The organism is Cardiobacteriaceae bacterium TAE3-ERU3 (genome assembly GCA_019218315.1).
In the GTDB taxonomy this organism is placed as follows: Bacteria; Pseudomonadota; Gammaproteobacteria; order Cardiobacteriales; family Cardiobacteriaceae; genus JAHUUI01.
In genome coordinates, this window is the sequence record JAHUUI010000001.1 from 268,385 (window position 1) to 292,160 (window position 23,776).

General features: G+C 52.5%; 16 protein-coding genes. 12 read left to right on the plus strand and 4 right to left on the minus strand.

What is annotated here, in order from left to right; genetic code table 11:
- Nucleotides 1-2: 2 nt before the first annotated feature.
- The 3 genes from KRX19_01240 to KRX19_01250 are packed head-to-tail and all read right to left on the minus strand — an operon-like array spanning nt 3 to nt 5,949.
- Nucleotides 3-1,481 (minus strand): efflux transporter outer membrane subunit, encoded by a 1,479-nt coding sequence (locus tag KRX19_01240; GenBank protein MBV7433634.1) that lies wholly within the window; start codon nt 1,479-1,481, stop codon nt 3-5.
- Between the two features lie 25 nt (nt 1,482-1,506).
- Nucleotides 1,507-4,641 carry an efflux RND transporter permease subunit gene (locus tag KRX19_01245; GenBank protein MBV7433635.1) on the minus strand — a complete coding sequence of 1,045 codons (3,135 nt, stop codon included), beginning with the start codon at nt 4,639-4,641 and terminating at the stop codon, nt 1,507-1,509.
- A gap of 9 nt (nt 4,642-4,650) precedes the next feature.
- Nucleotides 4,651-5,949, minus strand: coding sequence for an efflux RND transporter periplasmic adaptor subunit (locus tag KRX19_01250; GenBank protein ID MBV7433636.1), 1,299 nt, complete (start codon nt 5,947-5,949; stop codon nt 4,651-4,653).
- A 306-nt stretch (nt 5,950-6,255) separates the two neighbouring features.
- On the opposite strand from KRX19_01250, the gene KRX19_01255 reads away from it, so the two are divergent.
- The 6 genes from KRX19_01255 to KRX19_01280 all read left to right on the plus strand — a co-directional run bounded on the left by KRX19_01255 (nt 6,256) and on the right by KRX19_01280 (nt 13,366).
- Nucleotides 6,256-6,870, plus strand: coding sequence for a TetR/AcrR family transcriptional regulator (locus KRX19_01255; GenBank protein MBV7433637.1), 615 nt, complete (start codon nt 6,256-6,258; stop codon nt 6,868-6,870).
- A 320-nt stretch (nt 6,871-7,190) separates the two neighbouring features.
- Nucleotides 7,191-7,508: a DUF485 domain-containing protein gene (locus KRX19_01260; protein ID MBV7433638.1), complete on the plus strand. Its 318-nt coding sequence runs from the start codon at nt 7,191-7,193 to the stop codon at nt 7,506-7,508.
- Nucleotides 7,505-9,181 carry a cation acetate symporter gene (locus tag KRX19_01265; GenBank protein ID MBV7433639.1) on the plus strand — a complete coding sequence of 559 codons (1,677 nt, stop codon included), beginning with the start codon at nt 7,505-7,507 and terminating at the stop codon, nt 9,179-9,181. The genes KRX19_01260 and KRX19_01265 overlap by 4 nt, the downstream gene beginning before the upstream one ends.
- A gap of 105 nt (nt 9,182-9,286) precedes the next feature.
- Nucleotides 9,287-10,753, plus strand: a complete 1,467-nt coding sequence (locus KRX19_01270) for a YdgA family protein (GenBank protein ID MBV7433640.1) — start codon at nt 9,287-9,289, stop codon at nt 10,751-10,753.
- 74 nt (nt 10,754-10,827) lie between these two features.
- Nucleotides 10,828-12,195, plus strand: a complete 1,368-nt coding sequence (locus KRX19_01275) for a YdgA family protein (GenBank protein MBV7433641.1) — start codon at nt 10,828-10,830, stop codon at nt 12,193-12,195.
- 1 nt (nt 12,196) lies between these two features.
- Nucleotides 12,197-13,366 carry an NAD(P)/FAD-dependent oxidoreductase gene (locus tag KRX19_01280; GenBank protein MBV7433642.1) on the plus strand — a complete coding sequence of 390 codons (1,170 nt, stop codon included), beginning with the start codon at nt 12,197-12,199 and terminating at the stop codon, nt 13,364-13,366.
- A gap of 1 nt (nt 13,367) precedes the next feature.
- Here KRX19_01280 and KRX19_01285 read toward each other — a convergent pair whose 3' ends face one another.
- Nucleotides 13,368-14,051 carry a VTT domain-containing protein gene (locus KRX19_01285; protein ID MBV7433643.1) on the minus strand — a complete coding sequence of 228 codons (684 nt, stop codon included), beginning with the start codon at nt 14,049-14,051 and terminating at the stop codon, nt 13,368-13,370.
- A 414-nt stretch (nt 14,052-14,465) separates the two neighbouring features.
- Between KRX19_01285 and ugpB the strand changes: the two genes are divergently transcribed.
- The 6 genes from ugpB to cas3f all read left to right on the plus strand — a co-directional run bounded on the left by ugpB (nt 14,466) and on the right by cas3f (nt 23,548).
- Nucleotides 14,466-15,755, plus strand: coding sequence for a sn-glycerol-3-phosphate ABC transporter substrate-binding protein UgpB (gene ugpB / locus KRX19_01290; GenBank protein MBV7433644.1), 1,290 nt, complete (start codon nt 14,466-14,468; stop codon nt 15,753-15,755).
- A 159-nt stretch (nt 15,756-15,914) separates the two neighbouring features.
- Nucleotides 15,915-16,799, plus strand: a complete 885-nt coding sequence (ugpA, locus tag KRX19_01295; GenBank protein ID MBV7433645.1) for a sn-glycerol-3-phosphate ABC transporter permease UgpA — start codon at nt 15,915-15,917, stop codon at nt 16,797-16,799.
- 9 nt (nt 16,800-16,808) lie between these two features.
- On the plus strand, nt 16,809-17,648 hold the full coding sequence (gene ugpE / locus KRX19_01300; protein MBV7433646.1) for a sn-glycerol-3-phosphate ABC transporter permease UgpE: 840 nt from the start codon (nt 16,809-16,811) through the stop codon (nt 17,646-17,648).
- The gene (gene ugpC, locus KRX19_01305; GenBank protein ID MBV7433647.1) at nt 17,648-18,778 is read left to right on the plus strand and encodes a sn-glycerol-3-phosphate ABC transporter ATP-binding protein UgpC; all 1,131 of its coding nucleotides are present in this window, start codon (nt 17,648-17,650) and stop codon (nt 18,776-18,778) included. Before ugpE ends, ugpC begins: the two co-directional genes overlap by 1 nt.
- A gap of 433 nt (nt 18,779-19,211) precedes the next feature.
- Nucleotides 19,212-20,192 carry a type I-F CRISPR-associated endonuclease Cas1f gene (gene cas1f / locus KRX19_01310; protein MBV7433648.1) on the plus strand — a complete coding sequence of 327 codons (981 nt, stop codon included), beginning with the start codon at nt 19,212-19,214 and terminating at the stop codon, nt 20,190-20,192.
- The gene (gene cas3f, locus KRX19_01315) at nt 20,192-23,548 is read left to right on the plus strand and encodes a type I-F CRISPR-associated helicase Cas3f (protein MBV7433649.1); all 3,357 of its coding nucleotides are present in this window, start codon (nt 20,192-20,194) and stop codon (nt 23,546-23,548) included. The genes cas1f and cas3f overlap by 1 nt, the downstream gene beginning before the upstream one ends.
- The last annotated feature ends 228 nt before the right edge of the window (nt 23,549-23,776 follow it).

Here is a 23,776-nt window from a genome sequence, read left to right on the forward strand (position 1 = left end):
CCCTAATTAGCCAGCCCTTGTAATGCACCGCTGTTCCCACCTGCAGCACTGCTGGTTGTTGCAATTGGCTGCACGCCGTATTCATTCAGCCCGCCGCCCATCGCAATATAGATATCGACGAGGTTGTTGAGCATGTTGAGTTTGGTGCCGAGTAAGCCTTGTGCGCTGCCGTAGCTTTCGCGCTGCGAGTCGAGCAGATCAAGCGCACTCGATACGCCGTTTTCAAAGCGCACATTTTCCAGACGCAGGCGTTCGGATACGGCGTGATTGCCGCGCTGCTGTGCTTCGTATTGCTCAGCGAGGCTTTGCCGTGCAAACAGCGCATCAGCAACGTCAGTAAACGCCGATTGCACGGTTTGCTGGTAATCCTCAACCAGTATTTGCTGCTGCAATTCGTTGATTTTCAGGTTCGCCTGGCGACGACCACCATCAAATATCGGCAGATTGATTTTTGGCGCAAACGACCACATCAGGTTGCCGCCATCAAACAGATTGCCGAGTTCGGTACTGGCAAATCCGGCGTTACCGGTGAGGGTAATCGACGGATAAAATGCCGCACGGGCGGCGGCGATATCGGCATTGGCGGCTTTAAGCTGGTATTCGGCTTCGCGGATATCCGGGCGGTTGGCGAGTACAGCAGACGGTATATTGGCCGGTGTGCGAATGTCGGCAAATTGTTCATCGAGTGCGGTAGCGGGCGGCAGCTGCATCGCCGATACCGGCTGACCAATCAGCAAACTCAAGGCGTTGAGCGCTTGCTTGGCATTGCGCTTTTGTGCGGCATAGTCCGCTTTGGCGGTTTCAATCTGGCTTTCAACCCCACGCAAGGCAATCGCAGAAATCACGCCGGCGTCATATTGCAGCTTGGCGAGGCGCAGGCTTTCTTCACGCGATTTATAGACTTTTTCCGACAACGCCATCAGCTCTTGTGCGATACGCGCTTGATAGTACGTCTTGGCGACAGCCGAGATAATCGACAGTTGCGCGGCATCGTGTGCTTCGCGGGTCGCAAAATAGCGGTTCAGCGCGGCTTCACTCATCGCTTGTACACGGCCAAAGAAATCGAGTTCATAGCCGGAAATGCCGAGCCCGACCTGATAGTTTTCGCTGATGGTCGAGCGCCCCAGCGGGCTGAGGTCGCGCGCACTGCGGCTGCGCTGCATACCGCCGTTGCTACCGACTGTCGGCAGCAGGTTGGCGTAGGTGATGCCGTGCTGTGCTTGCACGATCTGCGTGTTCAATGCCGCTTTGCGCAAGTCGTGGTTGTTTTTCAGTGCCGATTCGATGAATGCCTGCAAGCGCGGATCGCGAAAGTATTCGCGCCAGCCGAGTGCAGCGGCGGTAACGCCGCTGTCACCCTGCTGCTCGCTGAGCGACGCATCTATCCAGCGTTCGCTGAATGGCACATCCGGCTGCTGGTACGGGGTCATGGTCGAACATGCGCCGAGGAAAATCGCCAGCGGCAATACGGCAAGACGCATTGAACGGGGTTTGGTTATGTGCATGTTATTTCTCCTCGACGGGCGCAGGTAATTGCGCTTGATGTGGTTGTTTGCCTTTGAACATCTTACGAACGACAACGTAAAAAATCGGCACCAGAATGATGGACAACAGTGTACCAATCGCCATGCCCGAAAGCACGCTTGTTCCGATTGCACGCTGGCTCGCCGAGCTTGCGCCGGTTGCGAAGAACAGCGGTATAACGCCCGCGATAAACGCAATCGAGGTCATGATGATCGGGCGGAAGCGCAGATGCGCGGCGGTCAGTGCGGCGGCAACACGGCTACGCCCTTCAGCCTGCAAATCCTTGGCAAACTCGATAATCAGAATTGCGTTTTTCGCCGACAGACCCATCACGGTAATCAGGCCAACCTGAAAATAGATGTCGTTGTCCATACCGCGTAGCCAGTTGCCCAGCACCACGCCGAGGAAGCCCAGCGGGATAACCAGCAGAACCGCAAACGGTATCGACCAGCTTTCGTACAATGCGGCAAGGCAGAGGAAAATCGCCAGCACCGAGAACGCGTACAGAATTGTCGATTGCGCACCGGCGCGTTGCTCCTCAAGCGATTTTCCGGTCCATTCCAGCGCAAAGCCCGGCGGCAATTGTGCAGCAAGCTGCTCCATTTCTGCCATCGCCGCGCCACTGCTCAATCCCGGCGCGGCACTGCCGGACAGTGCCATCGACGGATAACCGTTGTAACGGCTGAGCTGCATCGGGCCATCGACCCACGACATCGTCGCCACACTACCCAGCAAGACCAACTGGCCGCTGTTGTTTGGTACCGTCAGAGCCATCACGTCTTCCGGCTGCATCCGCGCTTTGGCATCGGCCTGCACCACAACGCGCTGCATACGCCCCTGATTGGGGAAGTCGCTAACATAGCTTGAGCCGAGATAGGCGGACAAGGTTTGTGCAATTGCCGCAAGCGAGACACCTTGAGTCGCTGCTGCGTCGCGGTCGATGTTGATTTCGAGCTGCGGCGCATCTTCCAGACCACTCGGGCGCACCTGAGTCAGCTTCGGGCTTTGCGACGCCATACCAAGCAGCATGTTGCGCGCCTGTACCAGCGCTTTGTGATCCTGCCCGTTACGCGCTTCGAGGCGCACGTTAAAGCCGCCCGCGCCGCCGAGTTCAGGCAAGGCCGGCAGGTTGATGACAAACACCATCGCCTCATGAATACCGCCATACAACATACCGTTCAGGCGTTGCGACAACGAGTCGGCATCTTCACCGTCAGCCGCGCGCTCGCTCCAGTCTTTCAGGGTAATGAAGGCCAGCCCCATGTTCTGCCCACTGCCGGAAAAGCTGAAGCCTTCGATACTCACCATGTCCGCGACTTCTTTTTGCGACAGGACAATCTGCTCGGCCTGACGCATCACTTCATCGGTACGCTCAGCGGTTGCACCGGAAGGCAACTGCATACTCAGCACCAATGCTCCCTGATCTTCAGAAGGCAGGAAGCCGCCAGGCAATTGCGAGAATACCCACAGGCTGCCTGCCGTCAACGCGGCAAACACCGCCATCATGAAATAGCTACGGCGAATCAGCTTGGTCAAAAAGCGCTCGTAGCCTTTGGTTGTGCGCTTTACCCCACGGTTAAACAGACCAAAAAAGCCTTTTTTCTCCTCGTGCTTGGGCGGCTTGAGGAACGTCGCACACAAAGCAGGCGTCAGTGACAGCGCCATGAATGCAGAAAAGCCGATCGCAGCTGCCATGACCAGCGCAAACTGGCGGTAAATGTTACCGGTCGCACCGGGGAAGAACGCCAACGGCACAAACACTGAAATCAACACCACGGTAATACCGATCACCGCGCCGGAAATCTGCCCCATGCCTTTCATCGCTGCGTCAAATGGCGACAGCTTTTCTTCCTCCATCAGGCGCTCGACGTTCTCGACCACGACAATCGCGTCATCGACGACGATACCAATGACCAGCACCATCGCAAACATCGTCAGTACGTTGATCGACATACCGAGCGGAATCATCAGCGCCACCGCACCAAGCAGGGAAATCGGCACGACAATCGTCGGGATGATGGTGTAGCGGATGTTCTGCAAGAACAGATACATGACGATAAACACCAGTGCAATCGCCTCGATCAGGGTATGAAATACCTTTTCAATCGAAATATCGACGAACTTCGAGCTGTCGTAAGGAATGCTCCAGCCCATGCCGTTCGGGAAATACTTTTCCAGTTCGGCCATTTTCTCGTGAATACCTTCGGCAGCCGAAACCGCATTACCGCCGGTCGCCAATTGCACGCCAAGGCCCACTGCCGGCTTGCCGTTAACATACGCCGATGTTGCGTATTGCTGGCGCCCCAGCTCAATACGCGCCACGTCGCGCAAACGTACGGTTGCGCCGCCCAACTCACTGCGCAGGACGATATTGCCAAAGCCCTCGGTAGAGGAAATTTGCCCCGGCACGGTCAAGGAAGCGGTGTATGTCTGATCATTCACAGCCGGCAACTCACCGATACTGCCCGCCGGAATCTGCGTATTCTGGCTTTGGATTGCTTGATTGATGTCGCCGATATTGAGCCCAAAGCCTCGCATCTTTTCAGGATCAACCCAGATACGCATCGCACGCTCAGAGCCAAACACCTGCACGGTACCAACGCCATCAACGCGCTGCAATTCCGGCTGGATATTGCGCACCGCGTAATCGCTGACTTCATCAATACTCAGCGGCGAACCTTCTTCCGCATAGAGCATGGTAAAGAGCAAAAAGTTCGACTGCGACTTGCTCACCGTCACACCGTTGCGGCGCACCACTTCAGGCAGGCGCGGCTCGGCACGTGCGAGGCGGTTCTGCACGTCAACTTGTGCAATATTCGAATCAGTACCACTTTTAAACGTCATCGACAGCGAGCCGCTGCCATTGGCATTGGCCGAGGATTCCATGTAATCGAGCCCTTCGATGCCGTTCATCTCACGCTCAATGACGGTCAGCACTGCGTCCTGATGCACCTGCGCAGTTGCGCCGGGATAAAATGTACTCACCGAAATCTTGGTCGCACCAACGCTCGGATATTGCTCAACGGGTAACTGCGTCAGCGACACCGCACCGGCAATAATGATAAAAATCGCCACTACCCATGCAAAGATGGGTCGTCTGATAAAAAACTTGGCCATAAAACTTCCCTATTGTGCGCTGTCAGCAGATGGTTGTGCAGCCTTTGCATCGGCTTTTGCACCCGCTTTTGCATCGGCTTTTGCACCCGCTTTTTCATCGGGGGCAGCTTGCCCGCCAGCAGCATTTGCAGCATTGCCCTCGCCCTGCCACGGCACAGGATTGACCTTGGTCGCACCGCGCAATCCCATTTGCCCATCGACAATAATCGTATCGCCTGCGTTCAGGCCGCTGGTCACGACCCAGCGATTGCCCTGCGCCTGCTCAATCGAGACCATACGCGGCGCAAAAGTATTGTCCTCATTAACGACTAACACTGTATTGCCACGATCTCCACGCGTCACTGCCTGCTGCGGCACTAAAAATGCCTGCTCAAGCTGAGCAGTCGGCAATTTCACCCGCACATATAACCCCGGCAACAGCAAATCATCAGGATTGGGCACTTCCGCCTGAATCGTAATCTCGCCAGTCGATGGATCGACCGTCTGATCGGAAAACAATAACTTGCCCTGCTGCGGATACGGCGTACCATCGTCGAGCAGAATATCGACTGCCAGCTGATCCGGCGCTTGTTGCACGCTGCCATCAGCCAGTGCACGCTTGAGCATCATCACCTTGCTCGCCGACTGCGAAATCGTCACATTAAGCGGATTGGTTTGCTGGATACGCGCCAACTCTGTACCTTGTGCAGCTGAGACCAGAGAACCCTCTGTCACCAGTGCCTTACCGATGCGCCCATCAATTGGCGCAGTGACATCAGCATAGTCAAGACGAATTTGCGCCTGATGAATCGCGGCTTGCGCTGCATTAATATTGGCTTGTGCAACCTGCTCTTCCGAACGCGCCTGCTCGTATTGCTGGCGCGAAATCGCCTTGGCTTTGACCAGCGGCGCATAGCGTTGCACCGTCGAGCGAGCCATATTACGTGATGCGACGGCCTGTGCCTTCTGCGCTTCAGCTGAAGCCAATGCTGCGCGGTACATATCATCGTCTATTTTATAAAGCAGATCACCAACCTTAACCTTCGCACCTTCACGGAACACACGCTGCTCGACGATACCATCGACCCGTGCACGCACCACAGCCTCACGAGACGCCTCGAGGCGACCCGGTAAATTTTCGTACAACGTAATCGCTTGTGGCTCGACTTTAACCACACCAACCTTGGGCGGCGGCATCTGTTGAGCGGCTGGCTGAGCCGGCTGTGCTTCCTGCCCACCGGCTTCGTTATTCTTTTCATCATTGCAACCCGCCAGCAGCACAATGGCTAACAGTGCACCCAGCGCATTACCTACCCATTTCCGATTCATAACAACTCCATTTCTATCGGTATCTCAGCATGAACAAAAGATTACCCAATCAAAACCAAAAAGCAACATAATCAGCAACATATGCACCGCAATGCAGGCACAGACAAGCCACCAACCATAATTGAATGTCGCTATTATACATACATTCATGGATGTATGTTGCATTTTATTTTGTTATACTAGCCGCCGAAAGGTCAGCACAGCTGTAAGATAAGGTACTTAAAATATCGCTTTCAGCTCTGACCTATCCTGAATAAAACACCATCGCAGCACTGCACAAAAGTTGCCATCTTCAAGGAGAACACTATGCGCCGAACCAAAGCCGAAGCCGAGCAAACCCGTCAGGATCTCCTCGAAGCAGCACTCAAGCTTTTTGACGAACAAGGCTACGAAAAAACCACCCTTGCCGACATTGCAAAAGCTGCAGGTGTGACACGCGGCGCGTTCTACTGGCATTTTAAAAACAAAAGCGAACTATTTAACGAACTCTCGGAAAGGCACATCGCCAACTTCCGTGAGCAATTAAATACCATCGTCAATCAAGTCAACACATGGGATCATCTCGCCGAAATTCTCATCAATTTCCTTACTGAACTACAAACCAGCCCAGATAAGAGCCGATTCAGTCGTATTGTGCAAAGTGAGCCGCTACACCCCGATATTCAGGCTATTTTCGTCAACTATCGCGACATGTGGACGAATGCTATTGCTGTTGCCATCAAAAACAGCAGCGAACGCGGTGAAATTCAGGTAGATATTGACCCACAATGGGCACAAATCCACCTCGGCGTTACCCTAAGCGGCATCATCGACCACCTAATGTGCCCTAAAAGACCCGGCGCTCCCGTGCTCAATACCTACATACCAAGCATTATTCACAGCACCATCGCCATGATCCGCGATGGACGGCAAGTGCAATAATTGATCGCTAAACCTGCTGCTTAAGGGTTTAGCGATCAATGGCGAAATAAATCGTCAAAGTTAAAATTTACATTTGTATTCATCTCGTTATATTCCGTTTTATTAGGTATCACAGCTGGCACGCTGCGAAGACCCAACACACAAATCATAATAACTAACTCTTGCCTCTGACTCGTATCCCCATCGGCATCCAGCAACATCTTCACCTTATTACTCAATACCTTGATTAATAATATGGTGCGATATTTGCAACTATTAATCCATGGTGATAATCTTCATATAAAGTTATTATAAGTTAATAATTAACATCAGGAGTCACTATGGAAAGCACACAAGCTGAACGTATCCTCGCCAACCCGACTTTCCAGCGCATGGCGCGCAAAAAAGCCACTCTGGGTTGGACGTTTACCGCACTCATGCTCATCGTTTATTTTTCTTATATCGGCTATATCGGCATCAGCCCTGAGACATTTGCGGCATCAGTTAGCCCCGGTAGCATCACAACATGGGGTATTTATGCCGGTTTGTTTGTCATTTTCTTCGCCATTGCCATCACCGGCATATATGTATACAAGGCCAACGGCGAGTTCGACCGCCTGACCCGCGAAGCCATCCGCGAAACGGAGGATTTATCATGAGCAAACTGTTACTCACCATCGCAGCCACATTCGCTGCCAATGCAGCATTAGCTGATGCCATCACTGGCGAAGTCAAAAAGCAGCCGCTAAACGTTGCGGCAATTGTGATGTTTTTCTTGTTCGTCGCCGCTACGCTGTACATCACTTATTGGGCATCAAAAAAGAACCAGACAGCCAGTGACTTCTATACCGCAGGTGGAGGTATTTCCGGCTTTAAAAATGGCTTGGCCATCGCTGGCGACTATATGTCTGCAGCATCATTTCTCGGCATTTCTGCACTGGTATTCACCTCTGGCTACGACGGCTTGATCTACTCAACCGGCTTCCTTGTCGGCTGGCCAATTGTCTTGTTCCTGATCGCCGAACGCCTCCGTAACCTTGGGCAATATACCTTCGCTGACGTTGCCTCCTACCGCTTTTCGCAAACACCAGTACGCATTTTTGCTGCATCCGGTACGCTAATTGTGGTGCTGCTCTACCTCATTGCGCAGATCGTCGGTGCAGGTAAGCTGATCCAGCTTCTGTTTGGTATGCAATACCTTTGGGCAGTTGCCATCGTCGGTACGCTGATGGTGCTCTATGTATTGTTTGGTGGCATGCTCGCAACCACTTGGGTACAAATGATCAAAGCCGTATTGCTGCTTTCTGGCGCAACATTCATGGCGATTATGGTCATGTACATGGTCGGCTTCAGCCCGGAAGAGATGTTCCGTCAGGCAACTGAAATCCACGACAAAGGCACAGCCATCATGGCACCAGGCGGGCTCGTATCCAACCCGATTGATGCCATATCGCTTGGGCTTGCCCTAATGCTCGGCACCGCCGGCTTACCGCACATCCTAATGCGCTTTTTCACTGTGCCAGATGCAAAAGAAGCGCGTAAGTCCGTCTTCGTTGCCACCGGCTTTATCGGCTACTTCTACATCCTGACGTTCATCATTGGCTTCGGCGCGATCATGCTCGTCACCAAAGATAACCCACACTTTTTCACCCCGGTTATTTCTGGTGAAACCACTGTTTATGAAATGATCGGCGGCAACAATATGGCGGCAATCCACCTTTCTGAAGCAGTCGGCGGCAACTTGTTCCTCGGCTTTATTTCAGCCGTGGCTTTCGCCACCATCCTCGCCGTGGTCGCGGGTTTGACGCTCTCTGGTGCATCAGCCGTCAGTCACGATCTCTATGCCTCCGTCATTAAAAAAGGCAAGGCTACGCAAAAAGAAGAGCTGCGCGTTTCACGCATCACCGTACTTTTCCTCGGTGTAATCGCCATCATTCTTGGTATCGCCTTTGAAAAGCAAAATATCGCCTTCATGGTTGGCTTGGCATTCGCCGTTGCCGCATCAGCAAACTTCCCGATTCTGTTCCTCTCTATGTTCTGGAAAGGACTGACAACACGCGGGGCCGTGGTCGGTGGTTTCGCGGGTTTGATTACAGCAGCAGTACTGATCGTGCTCGGCCCGACTGTATGGGTTGCGGTTATGCATCACGACGCTGCTATCTTCCCATATAAAAACCCGGCGCTGTTCTCAATCCCGACCGCATTCATTGTTGCTTGGATTGTCTCGATCAGCGATAAATCTGCCCGTGCTGAAATTGACCGAGCCGCCTTCGAAGCGCAATACGTGCGCTCAATGACTGGCCTTGGCGCAAGCAAAGCCAGCGATCACTAACTTTTAATAACGTCCTAATGAGAAGCCTGCCATGCGCAGGCTTTTCTTTTGCATGATGATCATTTCTTTTACAATGAAAAGCATTTATTGCATGAAGGACAACACATGAAGAAGACGATCCTCACTATCGCGGTACTCTACGGCGTTGCTGCACTTGGCGCACCTTACTTCGTCGGCGATCAAATTGAAAAAAATGCGCAGCAATTTTTTCAAAACAGCCGCCAACAGCAGCAGCTTGCTGAGCAAGGTATCGAGTTAAGCCTGAAGCAATACGACAAAGGCTATTTTTCTTCAACTGCTGACATCCACATGACAGCCAGCGACATCATAACTGGCGAAGTCTATTACGATGGCGATTTCAAAGCTGATATTAAGCATGCTCCATTGAGCCTTTCGGGGCTAAATGCCGCGAACATCCATGCTACGGGCACAAGCAAGCCTAGTGGCTCAGTTGGTGATCACGTTCCTGAAGATTTCATCACTCTAGATGCACGCCAAAGCTTAATTGACTTGATTAGTGGCAAACGCAACATCCATACCGATCTTGCACTTTCTGCGGTTAAGACCCGTATTGAAGATGACACAGATATGGACTTCCAAGGCTTAAACGCACACTTTACCGCTTCAGCATCCAATACTGAGTGGGAAGACGTCAAAATCGAGTTTGTGGGCTTAAAGTTTGCCTCCAATGAACAAGAAGCAGACGTCAGCATCAAACCATTCACGATAAACACCGAGACTAAAAGCGATACAGAAGTAGACGTTAAGCTCGATAAACTGGACGTGGTATTTAATAACCATCAAGACAATCTCTACATCACTTTGACTATGAACGATTTTGTTGAAAGTGTTTCAGTATTGCGTATGAACGACGATGGCTCACTCTACCTCCCTTCACATATTGGCCTTAGCTTTAGCAATTTAACGTTAAATAGCAAAGAAGATAGTCAAACTGGTGAACTGCATATTGAGGACGGTGATTTCCGCCTCGGTTTCACTCCTACTGAAGGTGATGACTATGCCTTAAACGTAAAACTTAAAGCCACGCCAAAACTCAGTGGTTTCTTTGCAGAAGAAACACCGCTACAACCCCAAAATATTGATATCAATGCTCAGATTGCACCATTCACAGAGGATTATCTGCGTATAAAGCTGCAAGAAATTTACAATGAGGTCAGCCGTAACCCAGGCATGGCATCAAATATCATTGGCAGCGCACTATTTCCCATGATTCAAGAAAATGCCTTCCAGCAAGATATGACGACGAAGATCAATGCCAGCATCGATGGACAGTCCGGCAAATTAATGACCGCTGACGGCGAAATTCATGAATACTTGAAGAAAGATAGCGATATCATGAACATGATGTTTGATCAGCGCAAAATCCCACAATACTTGCATGGCACCAAGCTCAATATTTTTGCCAGCGAACAATTCCTAAACCAAACAGGGCTGGGCGCTGAGTTAGGCTACGCACAGGCTTCACTCATTGATGCCGAGGGTAACTTGAAACTTGATTTGAGCATCACTGATGATCAGGTCCTGCTTAATGGGCAGCCTGCGCCATTCTAAAATGCTACTTCACCATAACCCAAGAGGTCGCTGATACAATTTAGCGACCTTTTTCTATCAAATAACAGGGCACCATGAAAAAATCCTTACTCACCGGCGTATTAATCATTATCGCCATTTTGGCCATCTTGCCATTTTGGGCCGGATACAAAGCCCAATCCCAGATTGAGCAGCAGCTCGCCAGCTTCAACCAGCGCATCACCCCCTTTGGCGTACAAATTGAGATTAGCGATTATCAGCGTGGCTATCTCAGCTCGGACTTAAGCATCAATGCACAATTTAATCATGAAAGCAAAAGCAGCATTATCCATATCGAGCACGCGCCATTGACCCTGACCGGGTTAGATATCGCCCGTGCCAGCAGCAATAATCCAGAAGCTCCCACCAATGCTCGCTACAGCATTACCGGACAACTCAATATTGAGCAATCTATCTCCGCATATAATCAATTCCCGGGCGGTAAACTCGCTTGGCAAGGTGCCGCAGCGCACTTTCCCGATACAGGCCACTTACAGCTCGATATTCCTACCATCCACACCACAGACGATGGACTTGATGTGCACATTGCCCCCATCAATCTCAGCGCAGACTTTGAACCACAACAAATCACCGTACAACTTCCTGAGTTCAGCCTCAATATAAGTTCCTACGAGGATGAGACCCTGCTTTATCACTACCAAGGCATCAAAGCCACAGTCCCATTGCACACTATTGGCGAAGAAAAATATCCTCTGAGTATCAACATGCAAGCCGATAGTATCGACTATAACTATGCACCCACAATGCAGCTGCATATTGCGCCTTACCAAGCTGAAGCCGGTTTTTATCCTGACGGTGACCATCACTACGCCTTCCGCTACGCCACGAACCTCGAGAATATCAACCTGAGCCTGGATACATCTTCCGATGTCGATGCCTATGCCACACTCGTACCGAACGCATTTCATACTGACATCAGCATATTCGGCATCAGCACCGACAGCGTAGCCAGCATCGTTAGCTTCGTCACGCATCCATTCAGCCCTGAAGTGCTCAATATGGACAGTATCGAGCGAGACAACTACCTTGCAGATTATTTTGAAAAGGAACTACAACCTGTCTTGAAGCAAAACCTGTTTGATGAAGATATGCGCCTCACTCTGGATATTAATGCTTCCGGCACAGACTATCAGGCAACAGCCAATGCTGAGGGAATCGAACATATTCATAATGACGAAGAACTTGATGCCTCACAAAATAGCGTACAGTCTGACAACCTCCTCTTCGATGGCAGCCACGCCAATATCAGCATCAGCGCCAGACTGTTCGATAACCCTATTATTCAGGATCTGGGCATCACACCATCTGAGCTCCAACTCAGTGAATACGGCCAAACCTATCAGTTAAATGCTGAAATCCGCGATGGCACGACCTACATCAACGGTGAACCAACAAACTTTTAATATGGCACATACTCAACATCAAATCGCCATCATCGGCGGCGGCGCAGCAGGTAGCTACTGCGCCATCCATGCCGCCGCGCGCGGATTAGACGTTGCTGTCATCGATCAGAATCCGGATATCGGTGCCAAAATCCGCGTCTCTGGTGGTGGTCGCTGCAACGTCACCAATCTTTACATCAGCCCCGAAGCCTATCTCTCGCAAAATCCGCGCTTCTGCCATTCAGCACTTGCGCGCCATACACAATGGGATTTTCTCGACTGGTTCACTCGCGCCGGACTCACCCATCATGAGAAAACCCTCGGCCAGCTATTTTGCGACCAGAAAAGTCGCGGCGTTATAAATGCCCTGCGCAGCCAAATGGACGACAACAGTGTCACTTTTTACGGCGATGCAGCACTTGACCGCCTCACTCAGAACAACGGCGACAGCTTCACCATCCACACAACCCAAGGTAACATCCACGCCGAAAAAATCGTCATTGCCTGCGGCGGCCCTTCATTTGCCAAACTCGGCGGCAGCGACCTTGCCCTGCGCCTCGCCAAGCAATTCAACATCCCCAATATTCCGTTTCGCCCGGCACTCGTGCCACTGACCTTACCTGATGCACCTGCTGTACTCAGCGGCGTCAGCGCCCCCGTTATCACCCGTACCGACAACGCACCGGAATTTCGTGAAAACCTGCTCTTTACCCACCGCGGGCTAAGCGGGCCCGCCATTTTGCAAATATCATCCTACTGGCAAAAAGGTTCAGACATCAGCGTTGATTTTCTTCCTGGGCAAGGTAACATCCTCAGCGCAGCCAAAGTCGCCAACCCACAAGCCACCATCGCTCAAGTGCTCAAGCAACACTTACCCAATGCGCTTGTTCAATACTTGGCACAACACTTCCCAGCCCAACCACTGCAACAGTTCAAAAATGCCGACCTCGCCGCCATTGATGCAAAGCTACACAATTGGCAATACACACCAAATGGCAGCGAAGGCATGAAGAAAGCCGAAGTCTGTACTGGCGGCATCGACACCCGCGCCGTTGATCCGCGCAGTTTTGCCGTCAAAGCCGTACCCAATCTGCACGTCATCGGTGAAGCACTGGATGTCACCGGCTGGCTCGGTGGCTATAACTTCCAGTGGGCATGGTCATCGGCGTGGTGCTGCGCACAAGCTTTGTAACCTATTTCCCCGCGCCAGTACGGGATTGCTTAATATATGTCCAAGCAAAAACACCGGCAATAATCAGCAGCATTAAGCCAATCGCATACTTATCGACCACTTTCAGTACATCGACAACTGCTTCGCCAAAATGATAGCCAAGCCACGCATATAGGCAGATAAACACCAAACTGCCTAAAATATTAGCTGCCAAAAACAGCGGTAAACGCATTCCTGAATAGCCTGCAATGGTATAAACCAGTGGCCCCGGCACACCCGGCGTTGCGGCAAGAAAAGTAAACAGGAACAACAGCCACGGCGGCATCTTTTTCAGCTTTTCTGCCTGTTTTTGCTTGCGTTTACTTCCAGTCATCAGCGCAATCAGGTTATCACCCCAGCGCTTGCCCGCCAGCCACATTGCCCAATCAAATTTAACCCGCCCAATCAGGCCAACCACAATCACCAGCCACAGCGGAAAAGCACCCATACTGGCAAAAGCACCTGATGCGACAACCGACGTCCTTGCCCCATTAATCAGTGCCTGCCACAGTGGGGCATTAGCCAGCATCCACGGACGAAATGGCAATAGCGCCAAATAGATAAATGGAAGGACGAAAACGAGCACGATCAGAACTTTGTCCCACACCGTTGCCTTGCCCTGCCACAGTTGCAAAGCTGATTCTTGATTTTCTGTTGAATGCTGCACGCCCACCCTCTAAAAACAAACACTTGAATAACAAAGGCGCTAATTATATACCAAGCTTAGCGCAATATTCTCATCCCCCGTTAAACAATGCTTTGTTTTAATATTGGTTTTACCTCTCAATAAAATATTTCCCCACGCTATAGGCGAAATGTTACATTTCATACGAAACAGCCCACCTCCAGGCAAAATAATACCCCTGTCTTCCCCCACCTTCACGACGCGATAGCAGCATCAGAAACAGCATCCAATAAAGTTATTTTAAACAACAAAATCAAAACCATATAAAATATTATTCTATTTCTATTCATAACATTATTTATAAACAATCGCTTGCGAAAAAATTCATCCTTGACACATTACCGTAACATTAGGCTATTATTGTCAGCGCTTTATTTCACCCCAAGGAGAAGCATAATGCGTCATCTTTTAGCTCTGAGTATTGGTCTGGCTTGTGCCGGTTCTGCGTTTGCAGTCACTGAAATCGAATGGTGGCACGCAATGGGCGGCGAAACTGAGGACAGCCTGAATAAAATCGTTGACGACTTCAACGCATCACAAAGTGATTACAAGGTTAAAGCAGTCAATAAAGGTAGCTATCCTGAGACTATGACCGCCGCGATTTCTGCATTCCGTGCCAAGCAGCAGCCAGAAATTGTTCAGGTCTATGAAGTTGGTACCGGTACGATGATGGCAGCTGATGGCGCAGTCTACCCCGTAGAAGACCTGATGAAAGAGCACGGCAAAGCGCTTGACCACGACCGCTTCCTGCCAGCAGTAATCAGTTACTACCAAACACCTGAAGGCAAGCTGCTTTCAATGCCGTTCAACAGCTCATCACCAGTCATGTGGTATAACCGCGATGCGCTCAAAAAAGCAGGTATTGCTGAAGCTCCTAAAACTTGGGGCGAGCTCGAAGAAGCTGGTAAGAAATTACGCGAAGCTGGCTACGAGTGCGGTTATTCCGTCGGCTATCCATCATGGGTTCTGATCGAAAACTACAGCGCGTGGAACAACATCCCACTCAGCACACAAGAGAACGGCTTCAAAGGCACTGATGCAGTCCTTGAATTCAATAACGACCACGTTAAAAACCGCCTGCAGAAGATTAAAGACGGCGGCAACTTCGAATACGGCGGCCGTGCTGGCGACAGCCTGCCACTGTTTATCAACCAGAAGTGCCCAATCTGGATGAACTCTTCTGCTTACTACGGCTCAATGGTTGGTCAGGCAGATTTCGATTTCGCACAAGCAATGCTTCCGTATGACGAAGAAGTCGTATCTGAGCCACAAAACTCTATCATCGGTGGCGCATCACTGTGGGTACTGCAGGGCCACACCCCTGAAGAGTACGAAGCAACCGCAGCATTCCTTGATTTCCTCTCTCAGCCTGAAATGCAAGCTCGCTGGCACCAAGAAACTGGCTACGTGCCAATCACTACTGCGGCTTACGAGCTGTCTAAAGAGCAGGGCTTCTACGATGAAAACCCAGGTACAGACACTGCAATTCACCAGCTTAGCCTGAACCAGCCTACGCCTAACTCACGTGGCCTGCGCTTTGGTAACTTCGTGCAAATCCGCGACATCATCGATGGCGAGATGGAAAACATCTGGAATGGCAACAAAGATGCTAGCGCAGCAATGGATGACGCTGCCAAAGCGGCAAATAACCAACTCCGCCAGTTCGAACGCGCCAACAAAAAATAAGCGCGCTTGACATTAAGCAACCATTCATTAATGATTGCACACAAATCACGCGGGGTGCATTATGCGCCCCGCTTGCTTGTTCAGTGACTTTCGTTTGTGCATCTCCCATGCACAGACGAAAGTAACCGACTAAACCCGCCCAGTCAGGAAAACGACTTCATGATTAAACGCGTTCACTTCAGCCGCCCGATACTGCCGTATCTCCTGCTCGCACCGCAGGTCATCATCACTCTGATTTTCTTTATCTGGCCGGCCTTTCAGGCAATAAAAGGCTCCATGTACCTCGAAGACCCATTCGGTCTTTCCAGCCAATTTGTCGGGCTTGAACACTTCCGTACCCTGTGGGAAGACGAATCTTATCGCAGCAGTTTCGGGCGTACGTTCTTCTTTGCCTTTACCGTTGCCGCCTCATCTATGCTGATCGCGCTCATCCTTGCCGCAGCAGCCGACTATCTGATGAAGCGCAGCCGCTTTTACCGCTCATTCCTGATTATCCCTTACGCAGTTGCGCCAGTTCTCGCCGGCTCGCTGTGGATGTTCTTGTTTAACCCGACCATCGGTATCATCGCCAACTTCCTGCATGATATTGGTATCTACTGGAACTACCGCCTAAGTGGTGGCCAGGCAATGGCGCTCATCATCATTGCCGCCTCGTGGAACATGATCAGCTACAACTTCCTGTTCTTTATCGCCGGTATGCAAGCCATTCCACGCTCATTAATAGAAGCAGCCGCAATCGATGGTGCAGGCCCGGTACGCCGTTTCTTCAGCATCATCTTCCCGCTGCTCTCGCCAACCACATTCTTCTTGCTGGTCATGAACGTTGTATACGCTTTCTTCGATACTTTCGGTATCGTCCACGCAGTCACCGGTGGCGGCCCCGGCGATGCCACCGAAATCCTCGTGTACAAAGTCTATAAAGACGGCTTTGAAGGCATGAACTACGGCTTCTCGGCCGCCCAGTCTGTGGTGCTGATCGTTATCGTCGTCACCCTCACCGTCTTCCAGTTCAAGTTTATTGAACGCAAAGTATCCTACGCATAAGGCATCCTCATGGTAGAAAATAGACCCATCACAAAAATCGGCGCTCATCTCATCATGATTTTCGGCGTCCTCGCCATCATGTTCCCTGTATGGATGATGCTCGTCGCCGCCAGCCACGACAACGCACGCCTCCTCATCACACCACTGCCACTTTTACCCGGCGATCAGCTATGGGATAACCTTATGCGCCTGTGGGAAGGCAACTATTCCGGCCCACCGGTTTTCCGCGCGATGTTCAACTCACTCGTCATGGCGCTCGGCATCACTATTGGCAAAATCATCATCTGCCTGATGTCTGCCTATGCCATCGTCTACTTCCGCTTCCCGCTGCGCAGCTTCTTTTTCTGGCTGATTTTCATCACCTTAATGCTGCCGGTTGAAGTACGCATTGTGCCAACATTTGAAGTTGTCGCATCAATGAACTTGCTCAACAGCTACGCCGGCTTGATTCTGCCACTGATTGCCTCCGCAACAGCGACATTCCTGTTCCGGCAAACCTTCCTCACCATCCCCGAGGAAATGCTAGAAGCGGCACGTATCGACGGCGCAGGCCCGATCCGCTTTTTCTTCGACATTCTGATCCCACTATCGCGCACCAACATCGCCGCGCTATTCGTCATCCTATTCATCTATGGCTGGAACCAATACCTCTGGCCACTCATCATCACGACAGAAGGCGACATGAGCACCATCGTCATGAGCATTAAAAACATGCTCTCCGGTATCGAGCAGCTCCCGCAGTGGAACATCGTCATGCTCGTTGCCCTACTTGGCATGCTACCGCCGACCCTCGTCGTCATCCTCATGCAAAAAGCATTCGTAAAAGGACTCACGGAGACCGAAAAATAATGGCCACCCTTACTCTAAAACAACTCGGCAAAACCTACGGTAAAGACATTCGTGCCGTCAATAACGTCAATGTGGATATCGCCGACGGCGAATTTATCGTCATCGTCGGCCCGTCCGGCTGCGGCAAATCCACCCTGCTGCGCATGGTCGCCGGCCTCGAAACCATCACCGACGGCGACCTACTCATCGACGGCAAGCGCGTCAACGACCTCGAACCACGTGAACGCGGTATCGCCATGGTCTTCCAGAACTATGCGCTCTACCCACACATGACCAACCGCAAGAACATGGGTTATGGCCTCAAACTCAGTGGTATGAATAAAGACGACATTAACCGCCGCGTCGAAAGCGTTGCTGAAAAACTGCAGCTCACCCCTTTCCTCGACCGCAAACCCGCTCACCTCTCCGGCGGCCAGCGCCAGCGTGTTGCCATGGGGCGCGCCATCGTCCGTGAGCCAAAAGTCTTCCTCTTTGATGAGCCTCTCTCTAACCTCGACGCCAAACTTCGCGTCGATATGCGCAAGCAAATCAAGCAACTGCAGCGTGAACTCGGCACCACCAGCCTGTACGTCACCCATGACCAAGTCGAAGCCATGACCATGGCCGACCGCCTCATCGTGCTTAAGGACGGCGAAGTACAGCAAATTGGCGCACCGATGACGCTTTACAACCAGCCAGCCAACCGCTTCGTTGCGCAATTTATCGGCTCACCATCGATGAACCTGATTGATGGCGTGCGTATCGAAGATGGCACTATGCGCTTATCTGGCACCAACTGCCGCGCACCTGGCGAACTGCCAAACGGGGATTTCACCCTCGGCATCCGCCCAGAGCACATCCAGATCACCAACGACCCACAAGACCTCGCCATGACTGTGGACATCATCGAGCATCTTGGTGGCGTCAGCCTACTGCACGGCCGCCTAATGGACGGCAACGATGACGGTATCGACCCAATCCCCGTCCCGGACGAAGAAAAAGGCCGCACTACCGACTTCATCGTACAAACAGCAGATGCAACCCACATCAACGAGACTGATATCATTCATATCCGCCTCGACCCCGCTCACCTGCATCTCTTTGATGCACAAAGCGGCGAGCGCCTCGATACTGCTGTATCGCCAACATAACCCAACCCATCGTCCTTGCTTATCTAACACCGGATAGGCAAGGCGATATATTCATTTGGAAACACTGATTAACCGCCTGCGCAGCTCAATTACTGCGTTGCGGGCTCCCACGATAAAACACTATCGTGTTTTTCGTGGGTACCCGTTGTGCGCTACTCGCTCGCCTATCTATTTGATATGTCTTCGCTCGCTACGTTGGGCCCCCATGATAAAACGCTACCGTGTTTTTCATGGGAGCCCGTTGCTACGCCTTGTACTTGAACTTGCTCGGCTAGTTAATCAGCGCTTCCATTTATATATAGCTGTCGGTTACGACACATCAAAACAGGCCATTGTTCTTGTTTCTATTTTTTGGCTACTCTGCGGCTGTTTTTCTGGAATTAGACTGTAAGTATCCTGTACACTCTGCCCATACCCATCCGTGGAATATCTCATGGCAGAAAAAAGCAAACACTATCAGGACGACGGCCTGCATTCTTCACTAAAAACCATCCTTCATTCCAAGCGCGCCAATATCTTCTACCTTGAGCACTGCCGCGTGATGCAAAAAGACGGGCGTGTGCTCTACCTCACCGAAGCCCGCGATGAAAACCAGTTCTGGAACATCCCCATCGCCAACACCACCTGCATCCTGCTCGGCACTGGCACATCCATCACCCAAGCAGCAATGCGCATGCTCGCTGCTGCTGGCGTATTGGTTGGCTTTTGCGGCGGCGGAGGCACGCCGTTACTGATGGCAAACGAAGTTGAATGGCTGACCCCGCAAAGCGAATACCGTCCCACCGAATACTTGCAAGGCTGGCTAAGCTGGTGGTTCGACGACAGCGCCCGCCTGCGCGCCGCCAAAGCGTTTCAGCAAGTGCGCATCGATTACCTGCGCAAAGTATGGACGCGCAGCCGCGACCTGAACAGCTACGGCTTTAACGCCAATGATGATCCCATCCGCAGCCTGCTCGACCGCCAGCAGCAAGACATCGACACGCAAACCGATGTCAGCCACCTGCTGCAATGCGAAGCACGCCTGACCAAACAACTCTACAAACACGCTGCAACCTGCACCGGACACAGCGGCTTCACCCGCGACCACGACGGCCTCGACCTCGCCAACGGCTTTCTCAACCACGGCAACTACCTCGCCTACGGCCTCGGCGCGACCACTGCATGGGTACTCGGCATCCCACACGGCTTCGCGGTCATGCACGGCAAAACACGGCGCGGCGCGCTGGTCTTCGATATCGCCGACCTGATTAAAGACGCACTCATCCTGCCCTACGCCTTTATCTGCGCCAACGAAGGCGACGACGAACAAACCTTTCGCCAGCAATGCCTCAACGCCTTCACCGAACACAAAGCACTCGACGTGATGTTCGATACCGTCAAAAGCTTGGCATTGGCTAACAAGGAAGCACCGTAATGCTCGTCACCCTCATCAGCCAGTGCGACAAACGCGCCATCAAACGCAGCCAAAAAATCCTCGACGCCTTTGCCAACCGCATCGGCGACCGCACATGGCAAACCGTCATCACTGAAGACGGCCTCACCACCCTGCACAAACAACTGCGCCGCACCGCAACCAAAAACACCGCCGTATCCTGCCACCTGATGCGCAGCCGCTCGCGCACCGACTTGTTGTGGATTGTCGGCAAACGCGAACGCTTCAACCACGTAGGCCACGTCCCCGTCAACCGTACAACCCACAACCTCGCGCACCGTGAATGGGAAAATCAGTGGCAATACGCCGCCCTACTGCAAATCGTCAGTACCCTCGCCGCCCTGTTTCACGACATCGGCAAATGCAACGACGGCTTCCAAGCCAAATTACGCGGGCAAAGTACCCTGCGCGGCGACCCATACCGCCACGAATGGCTGTCCTTGCACCTGTTTGCCATCCTCATTGACGGCTGCGACAGTGACACCGCATGGCTCAAGCGCTGCACCGAACCCGAACAACACATCACCCAAGGTGCATGGACACTTGACCCAACCAACCACATCAACATCGCCACATGGCCACCGCTGGCACAATGGATTGGCTGGCTGATTGTCTCGCACCATCGCCTGCCCGGCTACGAATACACCTTTGCCCGCGACAACAATGCACGGCAACAATATCGCCACGACCCGCAGCAACTCTTGCGCCAAACCCTGCGCGACTATTATCAGGACATCCGCGCTGCCGATTATTGGGTACGCAACCCCAATAGCCTCGGCCAGCCCGAATCTGCCGACTTTTGGCGCGGCAGCCACAACATCATGGCCAGCCGCGTATGGCAAAAGACCTTACGCCGCTGGGCGCAAAAAGCCCTCGACCATCCAACCCTGCTCACCATGATGGACGACTTACAACAACAGCAGCGCAGCATGGCCGACCCGTGGCTACTCTACCTGTCGCGCTTGGCGCTGATGGTCGGCGACCACAATTATTCCAGCCTCGCCTACGACGACCCACGCTGCCAACGTTATCAACCCAAGCAACCCTTACCGCTCACCGCCAACACCCTACCCAAAGGCGTACCCGTCAACCTGCGCAATGCGCGCAGCAACATCCGCCAAAGCCTCGAAGAGCATCTACTCGGCGTCGCCGCAATGACCGCTGATTTTGCACGGCTTCTGCCCCAACTCGGCGATGACCTGCCGCGCCTCAGCCGCCACAAAGCACTAAACAAACCCACCGCGCATCCGCGCTTCAAATGGCAAAACAAAGCCTATGAACTCGCACAGCAACACCAGCAAAGCAGTACCGCACACGGCTTTTTCGGCATCAACATGGCCTCGACCGGCTGCGGCAAAACCATCGCCAACGCACGCATCATGTACGGCCTCGCCGACCCCAGGCACGGCGCACGCTTTACCATTGCCCTCGGCCTGCGCGTCCTCACCCTGCAAACCGGCCAAAGCCTGCGCCACCAGCTCAAACTCAACGATGAAAGCCTCGCCATCCTCGTCGGCGGACAAGCGAATACCGCCTTATTCCACATCGACCAAAATGAAAACCACAACGGCAGTGAATCCGCAGATGAACCGGTTGACGGCTGGGTAGACGGCGACATCCTCGACGGCAGCGTCCACAGCGAACGCCTCGGTACGATTATCGCCAGCGACAAAGCCCGCGAATTACTCTTTGCCCCAATCGTCACCTGCACCATCGACCACCTCATCCAAGCCAGCGAAAACCAGCGCGGCGGCCGCCACATCGCCCCGCTGCTGCGCCTGCTATCCAGCGACCTCATCCTCGACGAACCCGACGACTTCGACCAAAACGACCTGCCCGCCCTTGCACACCTCATTCACCTCGCTGGCATCATGGGCAGCCGTATTTTACTGTCCTCGGCTACGATGACCCCAGACATGCTGCAAGGTCTGTTCGACGCATACCACAGCGGCCGCCAATACTGGAACAACAGCCAAGGGCTCGCCGCAGCACAGCCGGTTTGCGCGTGGTTCGACGAATACAGCTGCCGCGCCGAACATTGCAGCGACAACAGTGCCTTTGCCCAAGCACACCAGCAATTCAGCAGCCAACGCGCCTCCCGCCTAGACCAAGCGCCAGTGCGCCGTATCGCCGATATCCTGCCCATCACCAAACCAACCAGCAAACGCACCAAAAAATACTACCAAACCCTCGCCACACAACTGCTAGACGGCATTACCCGCCTGCACCACGACCACCATCAAACCAGTCCGGACGGCAAAACCGTCAGCATCGGCCTCATGCGCATGGCAAACATCCGCCCTCTAAACCAAGTCGCGCTCGCACTGCACGGCAATGGAGACCTGCTACCCGATGACACTGCCCTGCACCTTTGCGTCTATCACGGACGGCAAATCCTCATCCTGCGCAACGACCTCGAACGCACTCTCGACCGCCTGCTCACTCGCAACCCAAAGCATCCCGAAGCCCTGTTCAGCCATCCAGAAATCCGCGAACGCCTGCAAAGCAGCAACGCACAGCATCATATCTTTGTCGTACTGGCCACTGCAGTCGCTGAGATTGGAAGGGATCACGATTATGACTGGGCGCTGGCTGAACCCTCGTCAATGCGTTCCATCATCCAGCTTGCTGGGCGTGTGTGGCGGCACCGACCAGACAAAACCACTACCAAACCCAACATCCTCATCTGGCAGCACAACCACAAAGGTCTGTTAAATGGCGATATCGTCTTCACCAAACCCGGCTTTGAAGACAGCGAACACCGCCTATCAACCCACGACCTCAACCAACTGCTGCGTGACAACGAAAAGCAGCACCTCAATGCCGTACCACGCATTATTCATAGCAGCGATACCAGTACCGACACCTTGAGCAATCTCGAACACCGCGTCATGCACGACCTGCTCAATAATCCCGAACACAATTACGTCAACGCATGGTGGCGTAATCTTGATAACGCACAACGCGCCCTGTGCCACCTACCTGCCATCAGCCCATTCCGCCACCAACACGGCAAAGATGAAGACTGGCTGATGATTCCCAATGACGAAAGTTTTGACGTTTATTCACGCGAGCAAGTCCTGGAAAATGGCTTGAGCGCCAGCGACACCCACAATCTCACCATTCACGCTGAGCCCATACCTGAACACAATAGCCGCATACAACCGTGGCTAGTGCAAGATCTCAACGCCAGCCTTGACCGCCTGCAACCGCACTACCCCAACCTGTCGCGCACCGCGCTTGCCATACGCTTTGCCAGCGTCAGCTTGCCGCAAAAAGAAGGCGAATGGCTATTTCACCCGTGGCTGGGTTTTCACCACAGTAAAGACGATAGGTAAGTTGAATTAAAAAGCCGCCTGTGCGGCGGCGAACAATCTACCTAGTGGCAGTATTTTCTAAGCCAGATATATCTGGAAAACGAATTCTAGCATTCATTTTCTTTTGAGTTGGGTACTAGAATCACAAGATAGCTACAACTTCAATTAATATAAAAATTTCAATCTACCTAGAAGTAGTATGGAGTTGACAAGCTAATTTTACTTATCTAGACTACTCACATCCGCCAC

Bases quoted from the DNA above. Each gene is read 5' to 3' on its own strand.
- KRX19_01240 (MBV7433634.1), bottom strand. From the start codon at position 1,481: ATGCGTCTTGCCGTATTGCCGCTGGCGATTTTCCTCGGCGCATGTTCG.
- KRX19_01245 (MBV7433635.1), bottom strand. From the start codon at position 4,641: ATGGCCAAGTTTTTTATCAGACGACCCATCTTTGCATGGGTAGTGGCG.
- KRX19_01250 (MBV7433636.1), bottom strand. From the start codon at position 5,949: ATGAATCGGAAATGGGTAGGTAATGCGCTGGGTGCACTGTTAGCCATT.
- KRX19_01255 (MBV7433637.1), top strand. From the start codon at position 6,256: ATGCGCCGAACCAAAGCCGAAGCCGAGCAAACCCGTCAGGATCTCCTC.
- KRX19_01260 (MBV7433638.1), top strand. From the start codon at position 7,191: ATGGAAAGCACACAAGCTGAACGTATCCTCGCCAACCCGACTTTCCAG.
- KRX19_01265 (MBV7433639.1), top strand. From the start codon at position 7,505: ATGAGCAAACTGTTACTCACCATCGCAGCCACATTCGCTGCCAATGCA.
- KRX19_01270 (MBV7433640.1), top strand. From the start codon at position 9,287: ATGAAGAAGACGATCCTCACTATCGCGGTACTCTACGGCGTTGCTGCA.
- KRX19_01275 (MBV7433641.1), top strand. From the start codon at position 10,828: ATGAAAAAATCCTTACTCACCGGCGTATTAATCATTATCGCCATTTTG.
- KRX19_01280 (MBV7433642.1), top strand. From the start codon at position 12,197: ATGGCACATACTCAACATCAAATCGCCATCATCGGCGGCGGCGCAGCA.
- ugpB (MBV7433644.1), top strand. From the start codon at position 14,466: ATGCGTCATCTTTTAGCTCTGAGTATTGGTCTGGCTTGTGCCGGTTCT.
- ugpA (MBV7433645.1), top strand. From the start codon at position 15,915: ATGATTAAACGCGTTCACTTCAGCCGCCCGATACTGCCGTATCTCCTG.
- ugpE (MBV7433646.1), top strand. From the start codon at position 16,809: ATGGTAGAAAATAGACCCATCACAAAAATCGGCGCTCATCTCATCATG.
- ugpC (MBV7433647.1), top strand. From the start codon at position 17,648: ATGGCCACCCTTACTCTAAAACAACTCGGCAAAACCTACGGTAAAGAC.
- cas1f (MBV7433648.1), top strand. From the start codon at position 19,212: ATGGCAGAAAAAAGCAAACACTATCAGGACGACGGCCTGCATTCTTCA.
- cas3f (MBV7433649.1), top strand. From the start codon at position 20,192: ATGCTCGTCACCCTCATCAGCCAGTGCGACAAACGCGCCATCAAACGC.